Source organism: Nocardioides candidus (assembly GCF_041321175.1).
Classification (GTDB): Bacteria; Actinomycetota; Actinomycetes; order Propionibacteriales; family Nocardioidaceae; genus Nocardioides.
Genome location: NZ_JBGGWC010000001.1, coordinates 464,517 through 484,861 on the forward strand (window position 1 = coordinate 464,517; position 20,345 = coordinate 484,861).

Here is a 20,345-nt window from a genome sequence, read left to right on the forward strand (position 1 = left end):
ATTTCGATAGAACCTGGCAGAAAGAGCAATCGTGACTGAGACAGCTTCGAACCTCGGCGGCGGCGACGGTCCCGGCCCCGGACCCGGCGGCCGGATCGAGCCCATCGAGCTGCAGACCTCGATGCAGCGCGCCTACATCGACTACGCCATGGCGGTCATCGTCGGTCGCGCGCTCCCCGACGTGCGCGACGGGCTCAAGCCGGTGCACCGGCGGGTGCTCTACGCGATGTACGACGGCGGCTACCGCCCCGACCGCGGCTTCTCGAAGTGCTCGCGCGTCGTCGGCGACGTGATGGGTCAGTACCACCCGCACGGCGACACCGCCATCTACGACACCCTGGTCCGGCTCGCGCAGCCGTGGGTGATGCGCGCGCCGCTCGTCCAGGGCCAGGGCAACTTCGGCTCGCCGGGCAACGACTCCGCGGCCGCCATGCGCTACACCGAGTGCCGGATGGCGCCGCTGGCGCTGGAGATGGTCCGCGACATCGAGCAGGAGACCGTCGACTTCCAGCCCAACTACGACGGGCGCTCCCAGGAGCCGACGGTCCTGCCGGCGCGCTTCCCCAACCTGCTCGTCAACGGCTCGGCCGGCATCGCGGTCGGCATGGCCACCAACATCCCGCCGCACAACCTGCGCGAGGTCGCCGAGGGCGCGCTGTGGGCGCTCGAGCACCCCGACGCGACGCGGGAGGAGCTGCAGGACGCCCTGATCGAGCGGATCAAGGGCCCCGACTTCCCCAACGGCGCGCTGATCGTGGGCCGCGAGGGCATCGAGACCGCCTACCGCACCGGCCGCGGCTCGGTGACGCAGCGCGCGGTGATCGAGGTCGACGAGGACAACCGGGGTCGCACCTGCCTGTCGATCACCGAGCTGCCCTACATGGTCAACCCCGACAACCTGGCGTTGAAGATCGCCGAGCTGGCCGACTCCGGCAAGGTCCAGGGCATCTCCGACGTGCGCGACGACTCCTCGGGCCGCACGGGCCAGCGGCTCGTGGTCGTGCTCAAGCGCGAGGCGGTCGCCCGCGTCGTCCTCAACAACCTGCTCAAGCACACCGAGCTGCAGACCAACTTCAGCGCCAACATGCTCGCGCTCGTCGACGGCGTGCCGCGCACGCTGACGATCGACCAGTTCGTGAGCCACTGGGTCGAGCACCAGATCGACGTCATCCAGCGGCGCACCCGGTTCCGCCTCGCCGAGGCCGAGCGCCAGGCGCACATCTTCCGCGGCCTGGTCAAGGCGCTCGACATGCTCGACGAGGTCATCGCCCTCATCCGGCGCTCGCCCGAGGTCGACGACGCGCGCCAGGGCCTGATCGAGCTGCTCGACATCGACGAGATCCAGGCCAACGCGATCCTCGACATGCAGCTGCGCCGGCTCGCGGCCCTCGAGCGGCAGAAGATCATGGACCGGTTGGCCGAGCTCGAGGAGCTCATCGCCGACCTCGAGGACATCCTCGCCAACGAGAGCCGTCAGCGCTCGATCGTGTCGGAGGAGCTCGCCGAGATCGTCGAGAAGTACGGCGACGAGCGGCGCACCCAGATCATCGCGGCCGACGGCGACCTCTCGATGGAGGACCTGATCCCCGACGAGGAGCTCGTCGTCTCGATCACCCGCGGCGGCTACGCGAAGCGCACCCTCGCCTCGCAGTACCGCACCCAGAAGCGCGGCGGGAAGGGCGTGCGCGGTGCGACCCTGCGCGGCGACGACGTCGTCGAGCACTTCATCGCCACGACCAACCACCACTGGCTGCTGTTCTTCACGACGGCCGGCCGGGTCTACCGCACCAAGGCCTACAACCTGCCGGAGGCCTCGCGCGACGCCAAGGGCGGTCACGTCGCCGGGCTGCTCAGCTTCCAGCCCGACGAGGGGATCGCGCAGGTGCTGGCGATCCGCGACTACGAGCAGGCGCCCTACCTCGTGCTCGCCACCCGCAACGGCCTGGTGAAGAAGACCAGGCTGGGCGACTACAACAGCCCGCGCCAGGCCGGTGTCATCGCGATCAACTTCCGCGAGGACGACGACGAGCTGATCGGTGCCGAGCTCGCCTCGGCCGACGACGACATCCTGCTGGTCTCCCGCAAGGGGCAGGCCATCCGCTTCCGTGCCGCCGACGACCAGCTGCGGCCCATGGGCCGGGCCACCTCCGGCGTGACCGGCATGCGGTTCAAGTCCGCGGCCGACTCGGTGCTGTCGATGTCGGTGATCCGCGCCAGCCAGATCGCGGCGGAGGAGGCGGCGGGCATCGCTGCGCCGACGGAGGAGTCGCCGGGCGTCGAGGCCTCGCCCGACGAGGTCAGCGAGGTGAAGGCGCAGTACGTCTTCACGATGACCGACGCGGGTTTCGCGAAGCGCACCCGGATCAGCGAGTACCGGCTCACCGGTCGTGGCGGCCTCGGTGTCACCACGATGAAGCTGGCCAACGAGGAGCGCGGCGGCCTGGTCGGCGCCTTCATCGTCGAGGACGGCGACGAGGTCATGTCGATCACCCAGGCCGGACAGGTCGTCCGCAGCCCGATCGACGAGAACTTCAAGCCGTCGGTCGGTCGCGCCACGCAGGGTGTGAAGTTCGTGTCGCCGAAGTCCGGTGACGCGGTCGCCGTCGTCGCGCGATCGGTCGAGTCGAAGGTCGACGAGGAGGAGAGCGCCGGCACCGCCGTGACCGGGGACGCCGCCGACGGCGAGACGGACGAATCGCCGGTTTCCACCCCGGATGCAACAATCGAGGCGGAAGGGCCCGGCGACTCGGGCGACAGCGGGGACGTGGAGAGCCCTGGCGAGAGTGAGGCTTGATGTCGGACCGCACCAAGGAGCCGACCACCGTGCCCGTCCCCACGGGCTCCCCGGTGAGCAAGGCTGACGACGCGCCCCGGCCCCGCTTCGGCAAGAAGTCGCCCGCCCAGCCGCTGCCCGACCTCCCGCCCAAGCCCGCCGGCGCCCCGACGCCGTCGCTGCCGCCCGGCGCGAGCACGGCGGCCGACCAGCGCCCGGCCGCGGCCCGCGGACCGCGGCGTGCCCGGCTCAGGCTGACCCGGGTCGACCCCTGGTCGGTGATGAAGACGTCGTTCCTGCTGTCCATCGCGTTCGCGGTGGTCACGGTCGTGTCGGTCGCGATGGTCTGGCAGGTGCTCGGCGCCGCCGGCGTCTGGGACTCCATCAACAGCACGATCCAGGAGGGCATCGGCGGCGAGGACGTCTCGACCTTCCAGATCCAGGACTACGTCGGCACCAGCCGCGTGCTCGGCTTCACGATGCTCGTCGCCGCGATCGACGTCATCCTGATCACCGCCAGCGCGACCCTCACCGCCTTCCTCTACAACATGGCCGCCGCGCTGCTCGGCGGCATCGAGGTCACCCTCGCCGAGGACGCCTGATCCCGTTTTGTTGACCCCGACCCCGGTCGGGTAACGTTCCCCCTCGGTCCGCGGAGGGGGCTTCCACCCCGACGCGGGCCACCCGGGCCTATAGCTCAGACGGTTAGAGCGCTTCCCTGATAAGGAAGAGGTCACAGGTTCAAGTCCTGTTAGGCCCACTCGACGCAGCACAACCCAACGGAGGAACGCATGCTCAAGAAGCTCGTTCTCACGGCACTCGCCGCGGCTGGCGTCGCGTTCGCAGTGAAGAAGCTCCAGGAGAGCAAGGCGGAGCAGGCCCTCTGGGCCGAGGCCACCGATCAGCCCTCCTGATCCCCACCGGGGGCCTTGGCGCAATTGGTAGCGCACCTGCTTTGCAAGCAGGGGGTTAGGGGTTCGAGTCCCCTAGGCTCCACCCTGTCCGGACCGTAGGTCCCCGTGTCTATGCCGCGCTCCCACCTCGTCGGAGCGCACCGCAGGAAACGACGCGGCGACAAGTCCTGCATGACACAATCCACCGCGTGACGACGACCGCCCCGGACCTCGAGCCGGCGGAGGTCGCGCCGACCCGGCGCGAGTCGCAGTGGCTGCGACGGGTGGTCGCCGTGCTCCTGGGGATCGGCGTCGGGCTGGTCCTCGCGGCGGGGATCGCGATGCTCACCGCGCCGAGCAGCACCGTGCAGGGGGAGGTCGGCGCTTTCGGCGGAGGGGGCAGAGGTTGCTACCCGACCGTGTCCTACTCCGTGCACGGGGAGACGTACCAGTTCACCGAGCCGCGCGACGACCGCTGGTGCGGGCTCCGGAGCGGCGACACCGTCACCGTCTACTACGACGCCGACCATCCGCGTAGTGGCCGGCTCTCCCACTACGGCGACCTGCCGTGGCGGCTCGCGGCCGCGGCCGCGGTGGCGCTGGCCCTCGCAGGCATCGCGATCGCGGGCGGCCGCACCAGCAACCTGGGAGGTCAACGGGCGGTCGCCTGGGCCCTGCTCGCGGCGTGGCTGGCCGCCCTCGTGGGAGCAGCGCTGACCGGTGAGCACCGGTCCACCGCGGACGACCTCCTGTCCGCGATCTCGCAGGGGGAGGTGCACGAGGTCCGGGCCTCGGGCGGGTTGCCCGGTCACTCGCGAGGTACGGCGACCGTCGAGCTGCGGTGGGAGCGGCACGGGCTGCACTACGTCACCGAGGTGCTCCAGACCCGCGGCCATCACCGGGGCGTCGGCGGAGGGGGCGACGTCACCGGTCACTTCACCGGCGACCTGCGCGACTACCTCACCACCGGCGGGGGGTCGGTCGAGTTCGAGCGCGTCGGCGGCGGGACGGGCAGTGGCCTGACCGCTCGGTTCTTCGGGTGGGAGCTCGACGACCGCGCGGCGCTCGTGGCGTTGTGCCTGTTCGTGCTCACCCTCCTCCACGTCGGCATCGCCCCGGAGCCTTGGCGGGCGACACCGTGGGCGTGGGTGTGGCTGATGCTCGGCTTCGCGCCGATCGCCTGCCCGGCGTACCTCCTGCTCGGTGGTCCCACCGGGCTCTTCCGCCCGGCCGACCCGCGGCGTCGGCTCACCGGAGGGTGGGCCTTCCTCCTGGCCGTGGTCGTCGGCGGAGCGGTCAGCGGATCGTAGGGGCGACCAATTCTGGCTCGTCGTGGCCGGTCGAGAGCACGTCCAAATGGGCGTTCGGCGGCTCTTGCGCGCGGCAGGGAGCAGGCGCACTCTGAGAAAGCAAAAATCCCCCCCTCTGGTGCAGGAACCGGTCAAGGAGCCAGCCCCATGCACATCCGCAACCTCAGAATTCTCGCTCTTGCTCTCGCTCTCGCCGTGGCCGGCGTCCCGGCCGCCTCGGGACAGAACCACCATGGCGACAAGCCGTCCGCCCAGTCCTTCCTCCACAAGGGCCTCCGCGCCACCCGGACCAACCAGCAGCGCATCGAGGAGGACGAGGGCGACGAGGCCGAGCTGATCAAGCTGCGCGCGGAATTCGCGCAGTCGATCCAAGCGGCGCCCGCCACGACCTTCCCCATCGCCGGCACCCTCGCGGCCCAACGCGCGGCGGGCCGGCTCCCGGTCGTCGGCGGCAGCTGGACGTCCCCGACCGACAAGCCGTTCCTCAACGACCCCATCAACCGCGGGTTCAACTACGGAGTCGGGCACGGCATCGTCACCGGACGGATGACGGCGCTCACCGCCAGCGGGTCGACGGTCTACGCCGGCTCCGCAAGCGGCGGCGTCTGGCGCTCCTCGGACAAGGGAGCGCACTGGCAGGAGCTCAACCGGGGCCTGCCCCGGCTAGCGGTCGGCGCCATCGCGACGGACCCCAGCGACGGCTCGATCTGGGTCGGCACCGGCGAGGCCAACAACGCCGGTGAGAACCAGTACGGCACCGGTGTCTACCGGCTCGCCCCGGGGGCGGACCGTTGGCAGCGCATCGGCGGCCGCGAGCTCTTCGGCTCCGGCTCCTACACGATCCTGTGGGCGCAGCACCACGTCTACATCGCCACGAACCACGGGCTCTACCGCCGCTCGGTCGACGCCTCCCGCTCGACGGCGTGGCGCCCGGTGCTCCAGCCCCGCGGCCCGAAGGACTACCCGCCGAGCTCGTCGGTGACCGACGTGGTCGCGGTACCTGGCACGCACGGCCACCAGCTGCTCGCGGTCGTCGGCTGGGCGGGCTACACCAACCCGGCCAACACCGGCGCGAACGGCTTCTACGTCGGCAACGGCAAGGCCGGCAGCTTCGAGCGGATCACGCCGACCGGCGACATCGACCCGGACTCCATCGGTCGCACCACGTTCAGCTCCTCGCACGGCTGGCTCTACGCGCTGGTGACCAGCGACTCGCCCGCCAACGAGGGGACGCTCATCGGGGAAGGTGTCTTCGTCTCCAAGAGCGGACCGATCGGTCCCTGGCAGCGGATCGCGACGACCGACGAGCTGGCCGAGTCCGACTCGGCGATGGAGGGCTCGGACACCACGTTCTTCCCCGGTGTCCAGGGTGACTACAACCAGCAGATCACCGTCGACCCGCGCGACCGCAAGCACGTCTACCTGCAGCTCGAGGAGGTCTACGAGTCCACCGACGCCGGTGCGCACTGGAAGACCGTGGGCCCGTACTGGAACTACGACATCGAGTGCGAGGAGCAGAACGGCGACCCGTACGACTGCCCGCGCACGACCCACCCCGACCAGCACGCCGGCATGATCTTCGACGGCGACTTCTGGGCCGGGAGCGACGGCGGCCTGTGGCGGCGGCCGCTGACCTGGCACGACAAGGGCCACTGGTCCGACCTCAACGCGACGCTCCACACGACGCAGAACTACTCGATCGACGTCGGCCAGATGGCCAGCGGGTACGCCTACTGGGGCGGCCTGCAGGACAACGGCGAGAGCTACACGCGCTCGGACATGGACCAGGTCGAGCAGGCGTTCACCGGCGACGGCGGCGACACCATCGTCTCGCCGTACTTCGGTGACCGCGCCGTGGAGGAGTACGTCTACCTCGACATGTACATGAGCCACGACGGCTTCGTCGCGGACGCCACGGAGATCTCACCGTCGTGCATCACCGCGAGCGACCCGCCCGACCCGTGCGACCCGAACCCGCGGTTCATCGCACCGATGGAGAAGGACGTGAAGGACCCGACCCACTGGGTGGCCGGCGGGCAGTACGTCTGGAAGGACAACGCGGGCTGGAACACCGTCTGCAACGGCTCGGAGGGCTGCGACTGGAAGCCGGTCTACAACACCGGCAACGGTCACTCGGTGACCGCCCTGGCGCGGCGCGGCGGCACCATGTACGCCGGCTGGTGCGGGCCGTGCAACCCGTCGCCGGGCACCGGCGGCGCGTCGTTCCAGCGCGGGCTGGCGACCAACTACGGCGGCACGTGGCACGAGCTGGCCCTCGACGGCGTGCCGAACCGCTACATCACGTCCATCGCGGTCGACCCGTCCGACGGGGCGCACGCCTACCTCAGCGTCGGCTCCTACAGCCAGCGCTGGATCCCGAGGGCGGGTCACGGACACGTCTTCGAGACCAAGGACGGCGGCGCGTCCTGGACCGACGTCAGCGGCGACCTGCCCGACGCACCGGTCTACCACGTGGCGTTCCTCGACCACCGTCTGGTGGCCGGCACCGAGGTCGGCGCGTTCATCACCCGCAGGGGGTCGCAGGCCGACGGACTGTCGTGGGCCCGGCTCGGTCACGGGCTCCCGAAGGTCACCGTGTGGGACGTCGTGACCCGTCCGGAGGGCCTCGTCGTGGTCGGCACCCACGGCCGCGGGGACTGGAGGATCAACCTGAACTGAGACCGCTCAGGCGGCCTCGCGCCGCGGCCTCCCTCGAGCAGGGAGGAACGAACGGAGCCCGGGTCCCTCGAGGAGACCCGGGCTCCGCCCGTGAAGCAGTACGACGATCAGCCGTGCGAGATGCGGTCTCCGCCGCCGCCGCCGGAGATGTGGTCGGCACCCGGGCCGCCGCGCAGCCAGTCGTGGCCGCCGCCGCCGTAGATCCGGTCGTTGCCCTTGGCGCCGTTGACGAAGTCGGCTCCGGCGCCGCCGTACACGACGTCGTTGCCGGCGTCGGTCAGCACCCAGAGACGGAACCGCGAGGGCAGCGTCTTGCCGCTGGTGTAGTCGTTGCCGAGCCGCGGCCACACCTGGATGAACATCCGGTGCTTGTTGAAGCGCGGCGGGACCTTGCAGACGGCGGACAGGCCGACCTTGACCTTCTCGCGGGTGCAGCGGTCCGGCAGGCTCTTGAAGTGGCCGGTGCGCGTGTCGCGGAAGCGGATCGAGTGCTTCGACTCGACCCACTTGATGGTCAGGTGCTGGCTGTGCTTGCCGGAGATGTAGACCGGGCCGAACTTGGAGTAGCGGATGATGGCGCTACCGCCCATGTCGTGCACGCCGGCGTCGCCCGGGCCGAGCATCAGGGGCGGGTGGTCGGCCGCCGCGGGGCTGACAGCCACCGCGAGGCCCGCCACGAGGGCGACGAAGAAGGTGGTGATGGTGCGGATCAAGGGGGTCCCCTCCTATCGGGATCCCCACGACCCTAAGGGGAATTCCTGCGAGCGCGAATTTCGGGGATGAGACACCGGCCACATCCGGACGCGCGCGAGGGGGCCCGGGAGGCTGGGGGGACGGCGAATGCGATAGGTCATGGCAGACTCTCCCGCGTGACTTGTGGGCTGCGTTGGCTGCTGCCGATCGCGGCTCTGGTGCTGGCGGGCTGCAGCGATCCGCCGAAGCCCGTCATCCCCGACGCGCCGGTGACCGAGACCAGTGTGACGGAGTACGACCCCGGCCTCGAGCCGTCCGCGGCGGTCCTGGCCCTCGTGCCGGACTCGGCGAGCACGTTGGAGGTCACGGACTTCGACGAGCTGCGGCTGACCCTCGGCTTCGGCGCCCTCAACAGGGAGTCCCCGGAGGCCGACCGAGCCGCCTTCTGGCGCGCGGTCGCCACCTCCGACGCGCTGTCCGACGGCATGCTCCGCCCCTTCGCCGACCAGCTCGCGCCCTACGGGTTCGGCGAGGACGACGTGGCCTGGGAGGCGACGTACGGCGACGGCGCCGACGGCTGGGTCATCGCGCTGCACGACGACGTACCCCTCGCCAAGGTGCAGCAGGCGATCACCGCCGGTGTCGGGCCGCTGGCCCGGTCGGTGCTCGACACCGACCGTCGCCTCATCACCTCGACCGCCCCACCCGAGGGCGACCAGAGCTGGGGGGCGATCCCGGAGGTCGTCGCCCTCACCGGCCAGTCGGCCAACGCGACGTACGTCGACCGGGCCTGCCTCGACTTCGACACGGTGTTCGGCGACGGCATGGAGGCCCAGCTCGCCGCGGGCCCGCGCGCCGACCTCGACGCACTCGACCCCCTCGAGGGCTTCTCGGTCGCGCTCGGCGCGGACCTGGCGACCGTCCGGCTGGGGGAGGCCCGCTCCGACGCCTTCGACCGGCTGCGGCTGGCCGACGTCATGCCCGCGATGCGGCCGGACTTCGGCGAGGGGTTCGCCCGGGGCGTCGCCGACCCGTCGACCGGGCGGATCGGCTACGACCTGCAGCGGCCGAGCGCCGCGGTCGCGCTGGTCGAGCACCAGCACCTGCCGTTCGCGCTCTGCGGCGACTGACGGTCAGGCGCGGGCGGCGAGGGCGTCGTACTGCGCCTTGTCGTGCGCGCAGAAGATCGTGACCTCCTCGGAGTGCGCGCCGGCGAGCTCCTGGAGGCGGGCCAGGTTGTCCTTGCGCAGCTTGTTGGAGACCGCCATGAGCACCTGGAACGCCGCGAGGTTGCGGTTGCACCGCGGCGGGGCGGCCACCTGGTTGCCGTCGAAGAACGCGTCGCCGGCGTGGAGCAGCCAGTGACCGTCGGCATCGCGGACCGCGACCCCGGCATGGCCACGCGTGTGTCCGAGCAACGGGATCAGCACGACGTCGTCGCCGAGCGCGGTCACCGACGGGAAGCCGAACCACCCGTCGCCCGGCTCGCGGTGCTGCACCCACTGCGGATCGTGCGCCCACTGGGCGGAGACGTAGCGCGTCTTCTCGCGCATCGTGGGGTGGGTCGCGGCGTCGTACTCGGGCTGGTGCACGTGCACCCGCGCGTGCGGGAAGTCACCGAGACCGCCGGCGTGGTCGAGGTCGAGGTGGGTCAGCGCGATGTCGGTGACGTCGTCGGGGGAGTATCCGAGCGACTTCACCTGCGCGAGCGCCGTCTCGCCGGGGTCGAGGCGGGGGCGGACCATCAGCTGGAAGGGCTTGCCCAGGCGACCCGGGTCGGCGATGTCACCCGTCCCGAAGCCGGTGTCGACCAGCAGGAGGCCCTCGGGGCGCTCGACGAGCAGCACGTGGGCGACCATGGACGGCGTGAGCGGCGGCCGCATGGTCGCGCAGTTGAGGTGGTGTACGCGCACGGGCGCATCCTGTCAGGTCAGGGCGTCGGGGTCACTCGGTCAAGCCGTGCAGGTTGCGCGCGGTCGGCGAGGTCGGGACCGTGGCCGGGTCGGGGTAGGTGCCGAACAGCCGGTCGGCGGTGGCGGCCGAGGTCACGGTGAACCAGTAGTGCTCGCTCTTGTAGTGGTGCAGCCGGTGGTTGCGCCAGACCGAGCGGTACCACGCGGACCTCGGGCGGTAGTCGCTGTGCAGCAGGTAGTGGGTCCACTCGTAGGCCGAGAGCAGGACGAGGTCGGCGACGGCGAGGGTGAGCGCCGCGGACCACGTCGGCATCACGGCCCAGCCGATCAGCACCGCGGCCGGCCCCAGGGTGAGCTCGACCTGCCACGGGATGAAGACCAACGGGATCGCGCGCGGGTCGCGGTGGTGCGCCCGGTGCTTGCGGGAGAGCAGCGGGTCGATCCGCAGGCCCGCGATGCGGCGCGGCTTCCAGTGCAGGACGCAGACGTGGATGACCCACTCGACGAACGGCATGAGCAGCACCAGACCGACCGGGATCAGCAGCTCCCACCAGGCGCCCGGACCTGCGAGCACCCGCGCGACGACCGCGGCGGTCAGGTAGGTGCCGAGGATGTATGGCGACGGGTGCCGCCAGAACTCGGTGAACACCTCGCGCATCGACTGGCTGGACCGGCGTCCGCCCGTGATGCGCTGCCCCTCCAGCGAGGCCTCGTCACGCGCGACCTGCTGCCGCGCGAGGGCCTCGACGTCGGTGTCGGTCATCGGGCTCCTCCTCCGTCGGTGCCGAGCGCGGTGAAGGCGCTGACCAGCGAGCTGTTGAGCGGAGCGAGCACCCGCTCGGCGGCCGCCCGGGCGGTGGCGGGATCCCCGGCTCCGATCGCCGCGGCGAGCAGGCGGTAGGCCTCGACCTGGCCGACCTCGGTCGCGAGGGCGGGCGCGAGGGCGGGCAGGGCCGGCTCGTAGGCGGCGCGCAGGCCGTTGAACATCAGCCGGTAGACGATCGAGTCGGCACCGTCGACGACGACGTCCCAGTACTCCAGGGCGAGCTCCTGCCACGCGAGCGAGTCGGTCGTCTGCTCGAGCCGGTCGATGACGCGCTCGAGCGCGCCGGTGAGGGCCGGGCCGCCACGGTCGGCGGCCAGGGCCGCGATGATCGGGCCGACCGCGGTGCGCGCCTCCACCACGCTCAGCGCGACCGCGGGGTCGACGCCCCCGTCGCGCACCAGCAGGCGAGGCAGCAGGTCCAGGCCGCCGTACTTCCTGAAGTCGCGGACCGTCGCCCCGCCACCGTGGCGCACCTCGACCAGCCGGGTCTGCGCCATCCGCTGCAGGGCCTCGCGCACGGCGGGGCGGGACACGCCGAGCACCTCGGCCAGCTGCCGCTCGCTCGGGAGCTGCTCGCCCACGGCGAGGCCGCCGTCGACGACCTCGTCGAGCACCTGGTCGAAGACCTGGTCGGACACGGACTTCCGCTTCACCGGTTGGAGGGCCATGCGATCGACCCTAGGCGGCCATTGGCCAGTTGGTCAAGTGGTCAGACCAATCGGTGACGGAGGACAGGCGTCGGCGTCGGGGGCCGGCTCAGGGGTCCGTACCCTGAGGAGGTGGTGATCGCCTGGTGGAGCCCCCGCCTCTGGGGGGTGCACCTGCTCGCCCTGGTCTGCACGGCGGCGGCGGTCGCGCTCGGGCTCTGGCAGTGGAGCGCCTGGCAGGCGCACCGCGAGGCCGAGCGGCACGACATCACCCACGCCCACCCCGAGGCGCTGACCGACGTGCTCGGCCCGGACGAGCCGTTCCCGTCGCAGCAGATCGGCCGTCCGGTCACCATCGAGGGGACCTGGCTGCCGGAGGGCACCGTGCTGGTGACCGGGCGCGAGACCGACGGCGAGGACGGCAGCTGGGTGGTCACCCCGCTCACCGTCGGCGGTCCGGACGATCCGGCGATCCCGGTCGTGCGCGGCTGGATCCCCGGTGACGACCCGGCGGACGCCCCGCCGCCGCCGACCGGCACCGCGTCGCTCGTCGGCTGGCTCCAGCCCGGGGAGGGCACCGGCGCGCCCGACAGCGACCAGACCGACGCGGTGCTCCCCGAGGTCCGCATCGCCGACCTCGTCCAGCGCGTCGACGTCGACCTGTACGGCGGCTTCGTGATCGTCGACGCCGAGGACACCGCCGAGCAGGGCGGCCGCAACGCCGGCACCGACGACCTGGCGCCCGCCACGCTCGACCAGCTGCCGCCGGCCAGCACCCTCACCGGCTGGCGCAACTTCGCCTACGCGCTCGAGTGGTGGCTCTTCGCCGCCTTCGCGGTCTTCCTGTGGTGGCGGCACGTGCGCGACGTCACCACCGCCCGGCCTGAGACCGCGGCGTCCGCTGCGGAGCGCCCGGTAGGTTCGGGCTCGTGAGCGGGCTGTTCAAGACCTACCGGGTGCTGGCTTTGATTGTCGGCGTACTTCTCGTCGTCGGCTCGATAGCGTCGGTGCTCAAGTGGGCGTACCGACTTCAGGACCACATTCTCCTGGAGGGCAGCACGCTCCAGCGCCTGGGCGCCGACCTGGTGCCCGTCTGGAGCTTCCACGGCTTCATCTACATCATCTACGTGATTGTCGCGTTCGTCCTGACCCAGAAAGCGGGTTGGACGTTCCCCCGCTTCCTGCTGATGATGATCGCCGGGCTCATCCCCGGCCTGATCTTCTGGGTCGAGCACCGCGTCGCCGTCCAGCTCCGGGCCGAGCACCCGGAGCTGGCGGCGAAGAAGGCCTAGGCCTTCGGGTCGGCCTCGGTCGGCAGCGGGTCGGTGAGCGGGTCCGGCACCGGGGTCGCCGCCGTGTCCGGAGCGGCCGTGTCGGCCGCGGGGGCAGCGGGGTCGGGCACCGGCGCGCTGGTGCGCGGCGGCGGAGCGGGGTCGTAGGACGACTGCCAGCCCCCGCCGGCGTTGCCGCTGCCGCCGCCCTGCATCTTCTTGACGACGAATGCGGCCGCGCCACCGATCGCACCGAGGAACAGCAGCTTCTTGAGCTTGGAGCCCTTCTTCTTCTGCTTGCGCCCGGTCACCTCGGCCGTCTTGGCGTCGGCGTAGTCACGGGCCTCGGCGGCCTTGGCCGCGACGGTGGCGGCACCGGCGGCGACCAGCGGAGCCGCCTTGTCGCGGGCGTCGCTGATCATCGGCCCGGCCTTGTCGCGGGCGTCGCTGATCATCGGCCCGGCCTTGTCCCGGGCGTCGTTGATCGCAGGCAGGGCGGTGCCCTGCACGAACTCGCGGGCCTGGTCGATCGCCGCGTCGACGTACTCCTCCGCCTGCTCGAGGATCGTCTTCTTCTTGCGGAGTCCCATAGCCGTTGCCCTTTCGCGTCCGAGATCAGTGCGCAGATGAACTGTCTGCCCTGGTTGTTACCCCATCCCACCACGAGCAGACCGGCGCGGCTACCCGCCTCGTGCGCCCCCGTAGGATCGTCGGCGAGCGCGCGGGCGTCGGTGCCCGCGCTTGACGAGCAGTGCGAAAGGCAGTCATGGCGGACCTGCAGGCCACCCTGAAGACCAACAAGGGCGACATCGCGATCAACCTGTTCCCCGATCACGCGCCGGAGACGGTCGCGAACTTCACGGGGCTGGCGACCGGCGAGAAGTCCTACGACGCGGGCAACGGCCGATCGGGCCCGTTCTACGACGGTCTCGGGTTCCACCGCGTCATCGCGGGCTTCATGATCCAGGGCGGCTGCCCGCTCGGCACCGGCACCGGTGGGCCGGGCTACACCTTCAAGGACGAGCCGCACCCCGAGCTCGTCTTCGACAAGCCCTACCTGCTCGCCATGGCCAACGCCGGACCGGGCACCAACGGCTCGCAGTTCTTCATCACCGTCGGCGCGACGCCGTGGTTGAACTTCAAGCACACGATCTTCGGTGAGGTCGCCGACCAGGCCGGGCGCGACGTCGTCGATGCGATCGCCGCGGTCGCCACCGGCCCGATGGACCGGCCGACCGAGCCGGTCGTCATCGAGTCGGTCGAGATCACCGGTGCCTAAGGCCGCGCATGACTGAGCCTTCGGGCTCGCCGGCGGGGGGGCCGACCTGCTACCGGCACCCCGGCCGCGAGACCTACATCCGCTGCCAGCGGTGCGACAAGCCGATCTGCCCCGACTGCATGCGTGACGCGGCCGTCGGCTTCCAGTGCCCCGACTGCCTGAAGGAGGGTGCGAGGAGCACCCGGCAGGCACGGACGGCGTACGGCGGCAAGCGCTCGGGCGATCCTCGCCTGACCACGTTCGCGCTGATCGGCCTCAACGTCGCCGTGTGGGTCGCGATCCTGCTGACCGGGGCGAGCAGGAGCAAGCTGGTCGACGCCCTGGCGCTGTCGCCCCGCGGCAGCTGCGACTCCGTCGACCAGCCCGCGAAGCACTACATCGGCGTGCACTCCCAGCAGGTGTGCGCGCAGGTGCCGCACGGCGACGGCCGGTGGTTCCCGGGCGTCTCCGACGGCGGCTACTGGCAGCTCCTCACCAGTGCGTTCACGCACGTGGAGGCCCTCCACATCGCGTTCAACATGATCTTGTTGTTCGTCCTCGGGCCGCAGCTCGAGCTCGCGTTGGGTCGGTTGCGCTACCTCGCGCTCTACCTGGTCTCGGGCCTCGCGGGGTCGGTCGCCGTCTACTGGCTCTCCGACACCGACTCCTCGACGCTGGGTGCATCGGGCGCGATCTTCGGGCTGATCGCCGCCTTGGCGGTGGTGTCGTTCAAGGTGAACGGCAACATCCAGAACGTCGCAGGGCTGCTGGTGGTCAACATCGCGGCGACGTTCTTCATCTCCGGCGTGTCCTGGCAGGGTCACCTCGGCGGGTTCCTCGGCGGCCTCGTGGCGGGCGCGATCCTCGTCTACGCGCCGAAGCCCCGGCGCACCCAGCTGCAGGCCATGGGGCTCGCGGTCCTGGTCGGGGTGCTCGTCGTCGCGACGGTCGCGCGCACCGTGATGCTCGCCTAGCACTTCGTCCCCAGGCTTTCCCACAGTTGTGGGTAACTACAAGCGTGTAGTTATCCCAGGGTGTGGGGAAACCTGTGGAAAAGCGCCGCGCCGGCTCATGAGGGACATGAGCCGGCGCGGCGGAGCCGGTGCGCGGGGTGCGCCGACGGGCGCTACTCCCACTTGGTCGCGAAGGTGAAGCCCACCGCCATGAAGGCGATGCCGACGAAGAGGTTCTTCTGCTCCAGGTCGTTGAAGATCGCGATGTCCTGGGCGTTGTCGCCGGTGCCGACGACGTAGTAGGTGCAGATCCACAGCAGGCCGATGAGGAAGCAGCCGAGCATGCCGACCACGACGCCACGGCCGCGGCCGAGCGGGGTCGAGGGGTGCGCGGCGAGGACCAGGCCGATCATGATCGCGCCGAAGCCGATGAGGTAGTTCCAGCCCTGCAGGTCGCCCATCCAGTGCCAGCCGGTGATCTTGCCCGGCTCGAACGACTTCGGGTCGAGCGCCGGCTTGCCGTCGTTGAAGCCGGCGACCGGCCGCACGCCGATGTAGTAGTAGGCGATCCAGGCGATGCCGCCGAGGACCAGCACGAGGGAGATCAGGAACCGCACGCTGAACAGCGGCCCGCTCGAAGGGTCGGCGAACGGAGACTTCTCCGACCGCTTGAGGCTCGGCATCTTCACTTGGCTTGGGCTCCTCAGCTGACCGCCGCGGCTTGTCTGGCATGCACCACGGTACGACGTACCTGTCGCCGCCTACCCTAATGACCATGACGGGTGCGCACGCGGCTGGGCCGAAGCCGGGCCCTGAGAAGCCGTCCGGCGCGACCGCACCCGAGCGCCCGCGCCGGCCAATGGCCTGGCGCGTGGGCACGCCGGTGGTCGCGCTCCTCAGCGGGGCGCTCTTCGTCGTCTCGGCCGCCGACAGCCGCGGCACCGACCTGCGGCCCGGCCGCTACACCGACCTGGCCGGACTCGTGCGGGCGGAGTCCGACGACTACGACGACGTGCGCCAGCGCCTCCACGACCTCCAGGACCAGGTCGACGGGCTCACCGACGACGTGCGGTCCCTGCCCGTCTCGCGCGCCCGCGGTCGCATCGCGCAGCTCAAGGACCCGGCGGGCCTCGAGCCCAGGAACGGCCCCGGCGTCTCGATCACGCTCAGCGACGCCCCCGACGACAACCTCGACGAGGCGGTGGCCCACGACCTCAAGGCCGACCGCCTGGTCGTGCACCAGCAGGACATCCAGGCGGTGGTCAACGCCCTGTGGGTGGGCGGCGCGAGCGCGGTGACCATCGCCGGGCAGCGGGTGATCTCCACGACCGGCATCAAGTGCGAGGGCAACGCCGTCCAGCTGCAGGGCGTGCCCTACCCGCAGCCCTACGTCATCCAGGCGGTCGGCGACCCCGCCGCCCTCACCGCCGCGATCGACTCCGACCCGCTCGTCACGGGCTACCGCGCCGACGCCGACAACCCCTACATCGAGATCGGCTGGGACATGGAGGCGGAGGACGACGTCGTCGCGCCGGCGTACGACGGCCTGCTGGACCTGCGCTACGCCCAGCCGTTGACCCGCAACAACTGACCGCTACCGGCGCCGGCCGTTGCCCTGGCCGCCGTTGCCCTGGCCCGGCGGCGGGAAGCTGAGCGGGTCGGTCGGGTCGGTGCCGGCCGCGACCTCGTCGCCGTCGCTGAACGTGTCGCCGTCGGTGTCGGGGTTGGCGGGGTCGGTGCCGAGCGTGGCCTCGTCGGTGTCGGAGAGACCGTCGCCGTCGGTGTCGACGGCTGCCGGCGGCGACGAGGTCTCCGGCTCCTCGTAGACCGACACGAAGATCGTGACCGTCTTGCCCTGGTCGAGCTCCTCGCCCTCACCGGGGATGACGTTGGTGACCTCGCCCTTCGGCTTGGTCGAGGAGTTGTCGTCGAGCACGTCGACCTGGAAGCCGGCCTGGATGATCCGCCGCTCCGCCTGGCCCTGCCGCAGCCCGATCACGTCGGGCACCACCTCGGGCCCGTCGGAGACGCAGAGCGACACGGTGTCGTCGCGCCCGACCGACGCCTCCGGCTCGGGGCTCTGCTCGACCACCGTGCCGGCGGGGTCGTCGGTGTCGCACTTCTCCGGCTCGACGGCGATGTTCTTCTTCTTGATGCCGGCGTCGACGAGGTCGGCGATCGCGATCCGCTGGAGGCTGCCGATCACGCGCGGCATGGCGAAGTCACAGCCGCCGCTGCTCAGCACCAGGGTCACGGTGGTCTCCGGGTCGACGTACTTGTCGCCCAGCGGGTCCTGCGACACGACCTGGCCGGCGTCGTACTGGTCGCTGCACTCGCGCTGCCGGTCGTCGATCTCCAGGCCCTTGTCGGCGATGAGGTCGCGCGCCTTGTCGCGCTGCATGCCGACCACGCCGGGGACCTGCACCTGGGTGGGCTCGTCGGGGAACAGGGCGTCCTTGCCCTTGATGAAGGCCGTCACGAGGATCGCGAGCACGAGCAGGCCGAGGACCAGCCACAGCCACACGCGGCTGCCGCGCTGCTCGTCCTCCTCCGGCGGCAGCCGCCGGATCATCGTGTCGGTGGTGCCGGGCGTCGGGACCACCGCCGTGGCGGAGGTCGGCGGGTCGTCGGCCGGCAGCGGGGGCGGCGCGACCACGGAGACGGGGCGGCCGGCGAGGTAGCGCTCGATGTCGGCGCGCATCTGCGCCGCGGACTGGTAGCGGTCCTCGACCCGCTTCGCGAGCGCCTTCATGACGATGGCGTCGATCTGCGGGGTCAGGTCGGCGTCGTGGTGCGACGGCGGGGAGGCGGGTTCGCGGACGTGCTGGTAGGCGACCGCGACCGGGCTGTCGCCGACGAACGGCGGACGGCCGGTGAGCAGCTCGTAGAGCAGGCAGCCGGCCGAGTAGACGTCGGAGCGGGAGTCAACGGACTCACCGCGCGCCTGCTCGGGGGAGAGGTACTGGGCGGTGCCGACGACCGCGGCCGTCTGCGTCATCGACGACGCCGCGTCGCTGATCGCCCGGGCGATGCCGAAGTCCATCACCTTCACGTCGCCGGAAGGGGTCAGCATGACGTTGCCGGGCTTGATGTCGCGGTGGATGATGCCGGCGCGGTGGCTGTAGTCGAGGGCCGAGAGCACACCGCTCGTGATCTCCAGGGCCCGTTCGGGAAGGATCTTGCGACCCTCGCGGAGGATGTCGCGCAGGGTCCGCCCGGCGACGAACTCCATCACGATGTAGGGCTGGGCGACCTGCGTGCCGCCGTCGTCCTTCATCTCCTCGCCGGTGTCGTAGACGGCGACGATCGCCGGGTGGTTGAGCGAGGCCGACGACTGGGCCTCGCGGCGGAAGCGGGCCTGGAACGTGGCGTCGCTCGCCAGGTCGGTGCGCAGCCGCTTGACCGCGACGACGCGGCCGAGCCGCGTGTCGATGCCCTTGCGCACCTCGGCCATCCCGCCTCTGCCGAGCAGCTCGCCCAGCTGGTAGCGGCCGCCGACCATCGCGGATCCCGACCCGCCCCCCGGCGGGTCCGTGGGTCCGGCGTTGCTCATCCAGTTCCCCCTTGCGTCGAGTCGCTGCTGCCAGTGTCGGTGCTGGCGGTGTCCGTCGGCGTCGTCGTCTCGGTCGTCGGTGCCGAGGTCGCGGGCGCGGGACCCCAGAAGTGCACGTCGATCGTGTCGCCCACGTGGACGGTGCCGGTCGGGTTGAGGCTGCTGACGATGTCCTCGGTCTGGTCGCCGGGGTTGGTCTCCTCGATGAAGCGCACGTCGAGGCCCGCCCGCTCGAGCTCGGTCTCGACCTCGAAGCGGTCGCGACCGACGTAGTCGTCGGGGTCGAGCTGCACGGCCTCGGGGGCCGTCGACGTCGGCGTGGTCGGCTCCGAGGAGGAGCTCTCCTCGGTCGCCGACGACTTCTCCGTCGGCGTCGACCGGGTCGTGTCGGTGCTCGAGGGCGCGGGGTCGTCGCCGTTGCTCAGCACCAGCGCGATGATCGCGACGGCGGCGGCGACGAGGAGCAGCACCAGCAGGACCACCGGCCACACCGAGCGGCGCCGCGGCTCGGGGGGCGCGCCCTCGTAGGCCGCCGGACGGTCCAGGCGGGGCGTCGGAGCGGGCACCGGGCGCGCCACCGGCGCGCCCGTCTGCGGCAGCACCGCGGTGGCATCGGGGACCGGCACCACGGGCGGCGTGGCCACCGGCGGACGCACGTCGGCACCGCGCAGCGCGGCGGCGAGCTCGGCGCCGTCGGCGTAGCGCTCGCCCGGGTCCTTCGCGAGCGCGCGGCGCACGATGCGCCGCAGGTCGTCGGGCAGGTCCGCCGGAAGGTCGGGCACCGGCTGCTGGAGGTGGGCGAGCGCGGTCGCGACCGGCGTCTCCGCCTCGAAGGGCCGGCGGCCCGCGAGCGCCTCGAACGCGACCACCCCGAGCGAGTAGACGTCGGAGGAGGGGGTCGACGGGTTGCCGCGCGCCTGCTCGGGCGAGAGGTACTGCGGCGTGCCCATCACCGCGCCGGTGCGGGTGATCTGCGCGTCGTCGGCGGCGCGGGCGATCCCGAAGTCGGTCACCTTCACCCGTCGGTCGGGGGTGATCATCAGGTTCGCCGGCTTCACGTCGCGGTGCACGATCCCGGCCTGGTGGGCGACCGCCAGCGCATCGGCGGTCTGCGTCACCAGGTCGCGGACCACGGCCGGGTCGAGCGCGCGACCGCTGTCCTTGGCCTGCGCGAGGAGCGTGGACAGCGGCTGTCCCTCGACCAGCTCCATCACCAGGAAGGGCGAGAGCGTGCTGTCCGGCCCGCCCGGGTGGGAGTCGTAGTCGAAGACGCCGGCGATCCCGGGGTGGTGCAGCGCCCCGGCGTTGCGGGCCTCGGTGTCGAAGCGGGCGCGGAACTGCGGGTCGTCGGCGAGCTCGTGCTTGAGCACCTTGACCGCGACCTCGCGGTTGAGCCGGAGGTCGGTGGCCCGCCAGACCACGCCCATGCCGCCGGTCGCGATGCGGGAGTCGAGCCGGTAGCGGTGCGCCTCGTCGGCGTACTGCTCGGAGCCGTTGGCCTCACTCATCGCTGGCCCTTCGCTCGCAGCGCACCCGCAGGCTCACGGCCGGTGGGCAGGTCGCCGCCCCAGCGGCT

At 71.5% G+C, this 20,345-nt stretch carries 19 protein-coding genes and 2 tRNA genes; 13 read left to right on the forward strand and 8 right to left on the reverse strand.

What is annotated here, in order from left to right; genetic code table 11:
* Positions 1-31 precede the first annotated feature (31 nt).
* From gyrA to ACAX67_RS02330, 7 genes are all read left to right on the forward strand, one after another.
* Positions 32-2,794: a DNA gyrase subunit A gene (gene gyrA / locus ACAX67_RS02300; RefSeq protein ID WP_370702194.1), complete on the forward strand. Its 2,763-nt coding sequence runs from the start codon at positions 32-34 to the stop codon at positions 2,792-2,794.
* Complete coding sequence (locus ACAX67_RS02305; RefSeq protein WP_370702195.1) at positions 2,794-3,375, forward strand: DUF3566 domain-containing protein; 582 nt, start codon at positions 2,794-2,796, stop codon at positions 3,373-3,375. Before gyrA ends, ACAX67_RS02305 begins: the two co-directional genes overlap by 1 nt.
* Before the next feature lie 84 nt (positions 3,376-3,459).
* Positions 3,460-3,533 (forward strand) — tRNA-Ile (locus ACAX67_RS02310).
* Between the two features lie 31 nt (positions 3,534-3,564).
* Positions 3,565-3,687 carry a DLW-39 family protein gene (locus ACAX67_RS02315; protein ID WP_370702196.1) on the forward strand — a complete coding sequence of 41 codons (123 nt, stop codon included), beginning with the start codon at positions 3,565-3,567 and terminating at the stop codon, positions 3,685-3,687.
* Positions 3,688-3,696: 9 nt separating this feature from the next.
* Positions 3,697-3,769 (forward strand) — tRNA-Ala (locus tag ACAX67_RS02320).
* Positions 3,770-3,875: 106 nt separating this feature from the next.
* Positions 3,876-4,976, forward strand: a complete 1,101-nt coding sequence (locus ACAX67_RS02325; RefSeq protein ID WP_370702197.1) for a DUF3592 domain-containing protein — start codon at positions 3,876-3,878, stop codon at positions 4,974-4,976.
* Between the two features lie 147 nt (positions 4,977-5,123).
* Positions 5,124-7,655, forward strand: a complete 2,532-nt coding sequence (locus ACAX67_RS02330) for a WD40/YVTN/BNR-like repeat-containing protein (RefSeq protein ID WP_370702198.1) — start codon at positions 5,124-5,126, stop codon at positions 7,653-7,655.
* A 107-nt stretch (positions 7,656-7,762) separates the two neighbouring features.
* On the opposite strand, the gene ACAX67_RS02335 is transcribed toward ACAX67_RS02330, so the two are convergent.
* A complete protein-coding gene (locus ACAX67_RS02335) occupies positions 7,763-8,368 on the reverse strand; it encodes a calcium-binding protein (protein WP_370702199.1) in 606 nt (201 codons plus the stop codon).
* A 156-nt stretch (positions 8,369-8,524) separates the two neighbouring features.
* Here ACAX67_RS02335 and ACAX67_RS02340 point away from each other — a divergent pair, with 156 nt between their 5' ends.
* On the forward strand, positions 8,525-9,478 hold the full coding sequence (locus ACAX67_RS02340) for a hypothetical protein (protein ID WP_370702200.1): 954 nt from the start codon (positions 8,525-8,527) through the stop codon (positions 9,476-9,478).
* 3 nt (positions 9,479-9,481) lie between these two features.
* On the opposite strand, the gene ACAX67_RS02345 is transcribed toward ACAX67_RS02340, so the two are convergent.
* From ACAX67_RS02345 to ACAX67_RS02355, 3 genes are read right to left on the reverse strand one after another with little or no spacing between them, the layout of a single operon-like run.
* Positions 9,482-10,261, reverse strand: a complete 780-nt coding sequence (locus ACAX67_RS02345) for an MBL fold metallo-hydrolase (protein WP_370702201.1) — start codon at positions 10,259-10,261, stop codon at positions 9,482-9,484.
* Positions 10,262-10,292: 31 nt separating this feature from the next.
* Positions 10,293-11,024 (reverse strand): sterol desaturase family protein, encoded by a 732-nt coding sequence (locus ACAX67_RS02350; RefSeq protein ID WP_370702202.1) that lies wholly within the window; start codon positions 11,022-11,024, stop codon positions 10,293-10,295.
* Positions 11,021-11,755: a FadR/GntR family transcriptional regulator gene (locus ACAX67_RS02355; RefSeq protein ID WP_370702203.1), complete on the reverse strand. Its 735-nt coding sequence runs from the start codon at positions 11,753-11,755 to the stop codon at positions 11,021-11,023. Before ACAX67_RS02355 ends, ACAX67_RS02350 begins: the two co-directional genes overlap by 4 nt.
* A gap of 111 nt (positions 11,756-11,866) precedes the next feature.
* Here ACAX67_RS02355 and ACAX67_RS02360 point away from each other — a divergent pair, with 111 nt between their 5' ends.
* Positions 11,867-12,667, forward strand: coding sequence for an SURF1 family protein (locus ACAX67_RS02360; protein ID WP_370702204.1), 801 nt, complete (start codon positions 11,867-11,869; stop codon positions 12,665-12,667).
* Entirely contained in the window at positions 12,664-13,026 is a 363-nt protein-coding gene (locus ACAX67_RS02365; protein WP_370702205.1) for a DUF3817 domain-containing protein, read from the forward strand. Before ACAX67_RS02360 ends, ACAX67_RS02365 begins: the two co-directional genes overlap by 4 nt.
* On the opposite strand, the gene ACAX67_RS02370 is transcribed toward ACAX67_RS02365, so the two are convergent.
* Positions 13,023-13,595 (reverse strand): hypothetical protein, encoded by a 573-nt coding sequence (locus ACAX67_RS02370; RefSeq protein ID WP_370702206.1) that lies wholly within the window; start codon positions 13,593-13,595, stop codon positions 13,023-13,025. The two genes, ACAX67_RS02365 and ACAX67_RS02370, sit on opposite strands and share 4 nt — an antisense overlap.
* Before the next feature lie 176 nt (positions 13,596-13,771).
* Between ACAX67_RS02370 and ACAX67_RS02375 the strand changes: the two genes are divergently transcribed.
* Entirely contained in the window at positions 13,772-14,284 is a 513-nt protein-coding gene (locus ACAX67_RS02375; RefSeq protein WP_370702207.1) for a peptidylprolyl isomerase, read from the forward strand.
* Positions 14,285-14,292: 8 nt separating this feature from the next.
* Entirely contained in the window at positions 14,293-15,237 is a 945-nt protein-coding gene (locus ACAX67_RS02380; protein ID WP_370702208.1) for a rhomboid family intramembrane serine protease, read from the forward strand.
* Between the two features lie 152 nt (positions 15,238-15,389).
* Here the strand turns inward: ACAX67_RS02380 and ACAX67_RS02385 are convergent, their stop codons facing one another.
* Entirely contained in the window at positions 15,390-15,899 is a 510-nt protein-coding gene (locus ACAX67_RS02385) for a cell division protein CrgA (RefSeq protein ID WP_370703632.1), read from the reverse strand.
* 92 nt (positions 15,900-15,991) lie between these two features.
* Between ACAX67_RS02385 and ACAX67_RS02390 the strand changes: the two genes are divergently transcribed.
* On the forward strand, positions 15,992-16,807 hold the full coding sequence (locus ACAX67_RS02390) for a DUF881 domain-containing protein (RefSeq protein WP_370702209.1): 816 nt from the start codon (positions 15,992-15,994) through the stop codon (positions 16,805-16,807).
* A gap of 3 nt (positions 16,808-16,810) precedes the next feature.
* Here the strand turns inward: ACAX67_RS02390 and pknB are convergent, their stop codons facing one another.
* Together pknB and ACAX67_RS02400 are read right to left on the reverse strand one after the other, a co-directional pair.
* Positions 16,811-18,769: a Stk1 family PASTA domain-containing Ser/Thr kinase gene (gene pknB, locus ACAX67_RS02395; RefSeq protein ID WP_370702210.1), complete on the reverse strand. Its 1,959-nt coding sequence runs from the start codon at positions 18,767-18,769 to the stop codon at positions 16,811-16,813.
* Positions 18,766-20,277: a serine/threonine-protein kinase gene (locus tag ACAX67_RS02400; RefSeq protein ID WP_370702211.1), complete on the reverse strand. Its 1,512-nt coding sequence runs from the start codon at positions 20,275-20,277 to the stop codon at positions 18,766-18,768. The genes pknB and ACAX67_RS02400 overlap by 4 nt, the downstream gene beginning before the upstream one ends.
* Positions 20,278-20,345: the final 68 nt, after the last annotated feature.

Coding starts and splice junctions, on each gene's coding strand:
- ACAX67_RS02305 (WP_370702195.1), top strand. CDS start 2,794: ATGTCGGACCGCACCAAGGAGCCGACCACCGTGCCCGTCCCCACGGGC.
- ACAX67_RS02315 (WP_370702196.1), top strand. CDS start 3,565: ATGCTCAAGAAGCTCGTTCTCACGGCACTCGCCGCGGCTGGCGTCGCG.
- ACAX67_RS02330 (WP_370702198.1), top strand. CDS start 5,124: ATGCACATCCGCAACCTCAGAATTCTCGCTCTTGCTCTCGCTCTCGCC.
- ACAX67_RS02350 (WP_370702202.1), bottom strand. CDS start 11,024: ATGACCGACACCGACGTCGAGGCCCTCGCGCGGCAGCAGGTCGCGCGT.
- ACAX67_RS02355 (WP_370702203.1), bottom strand. CDS start 11,755: ATGGCCCTCCAACCGGTGAAGCGGAAGTCCGTGTCCGACCAGGTCTTC.
- ACAX67_RS02370 (WP_370702206.1), bottom strand. CDS start 13,595: ATGGGACTCCGCAAGAAGAAGACGATCCTCGAGCAGGCGGAGGAGTAC.
- ACAX67_RS02375 (WP_370702207.1), top strand. CDS start 13,772: ATGGCGGACCTGCAGGCCACCCTGAAGACCAACAAGGGCGACATCGCG.
- ACAX67_RS02380 (WP_370702208.1), top strand. CDS start 14,293: ATGACTGAGCCTTCGGGCTCGCCGGCGGGGGGGCCGACCTGCTACCGG.
- ACAX67_RS02385 (WP_370703632.1), bottom strand. CDS start 15,899: ATGCCGAGCCTCAAGCGGTCGGAGAAGTCTCCGTTCGCCGACCCTTCG.
- ACAX67_RS02390 (WP_370702209.1), top strand. CDS start 15,992: ATGACGGGTGCGCACGCGGCTGGGCCGAAGCCGGGCCCTGAGAAGCCG.
- pknB (WP_370702210.1), bottom strand. CDS start 18,769: ATGAGCAACGCCGGACCCACGGACCCGCCGGGGGGCGGGTCGGGATCC.
- ACAX67_RS02400 (WP_370702211.1), bottom strand. CDS start 20,277: ATGAGTGAGGCCAACGGCTCCGAGCAGTACGCCGACGAGGCGCACCGC.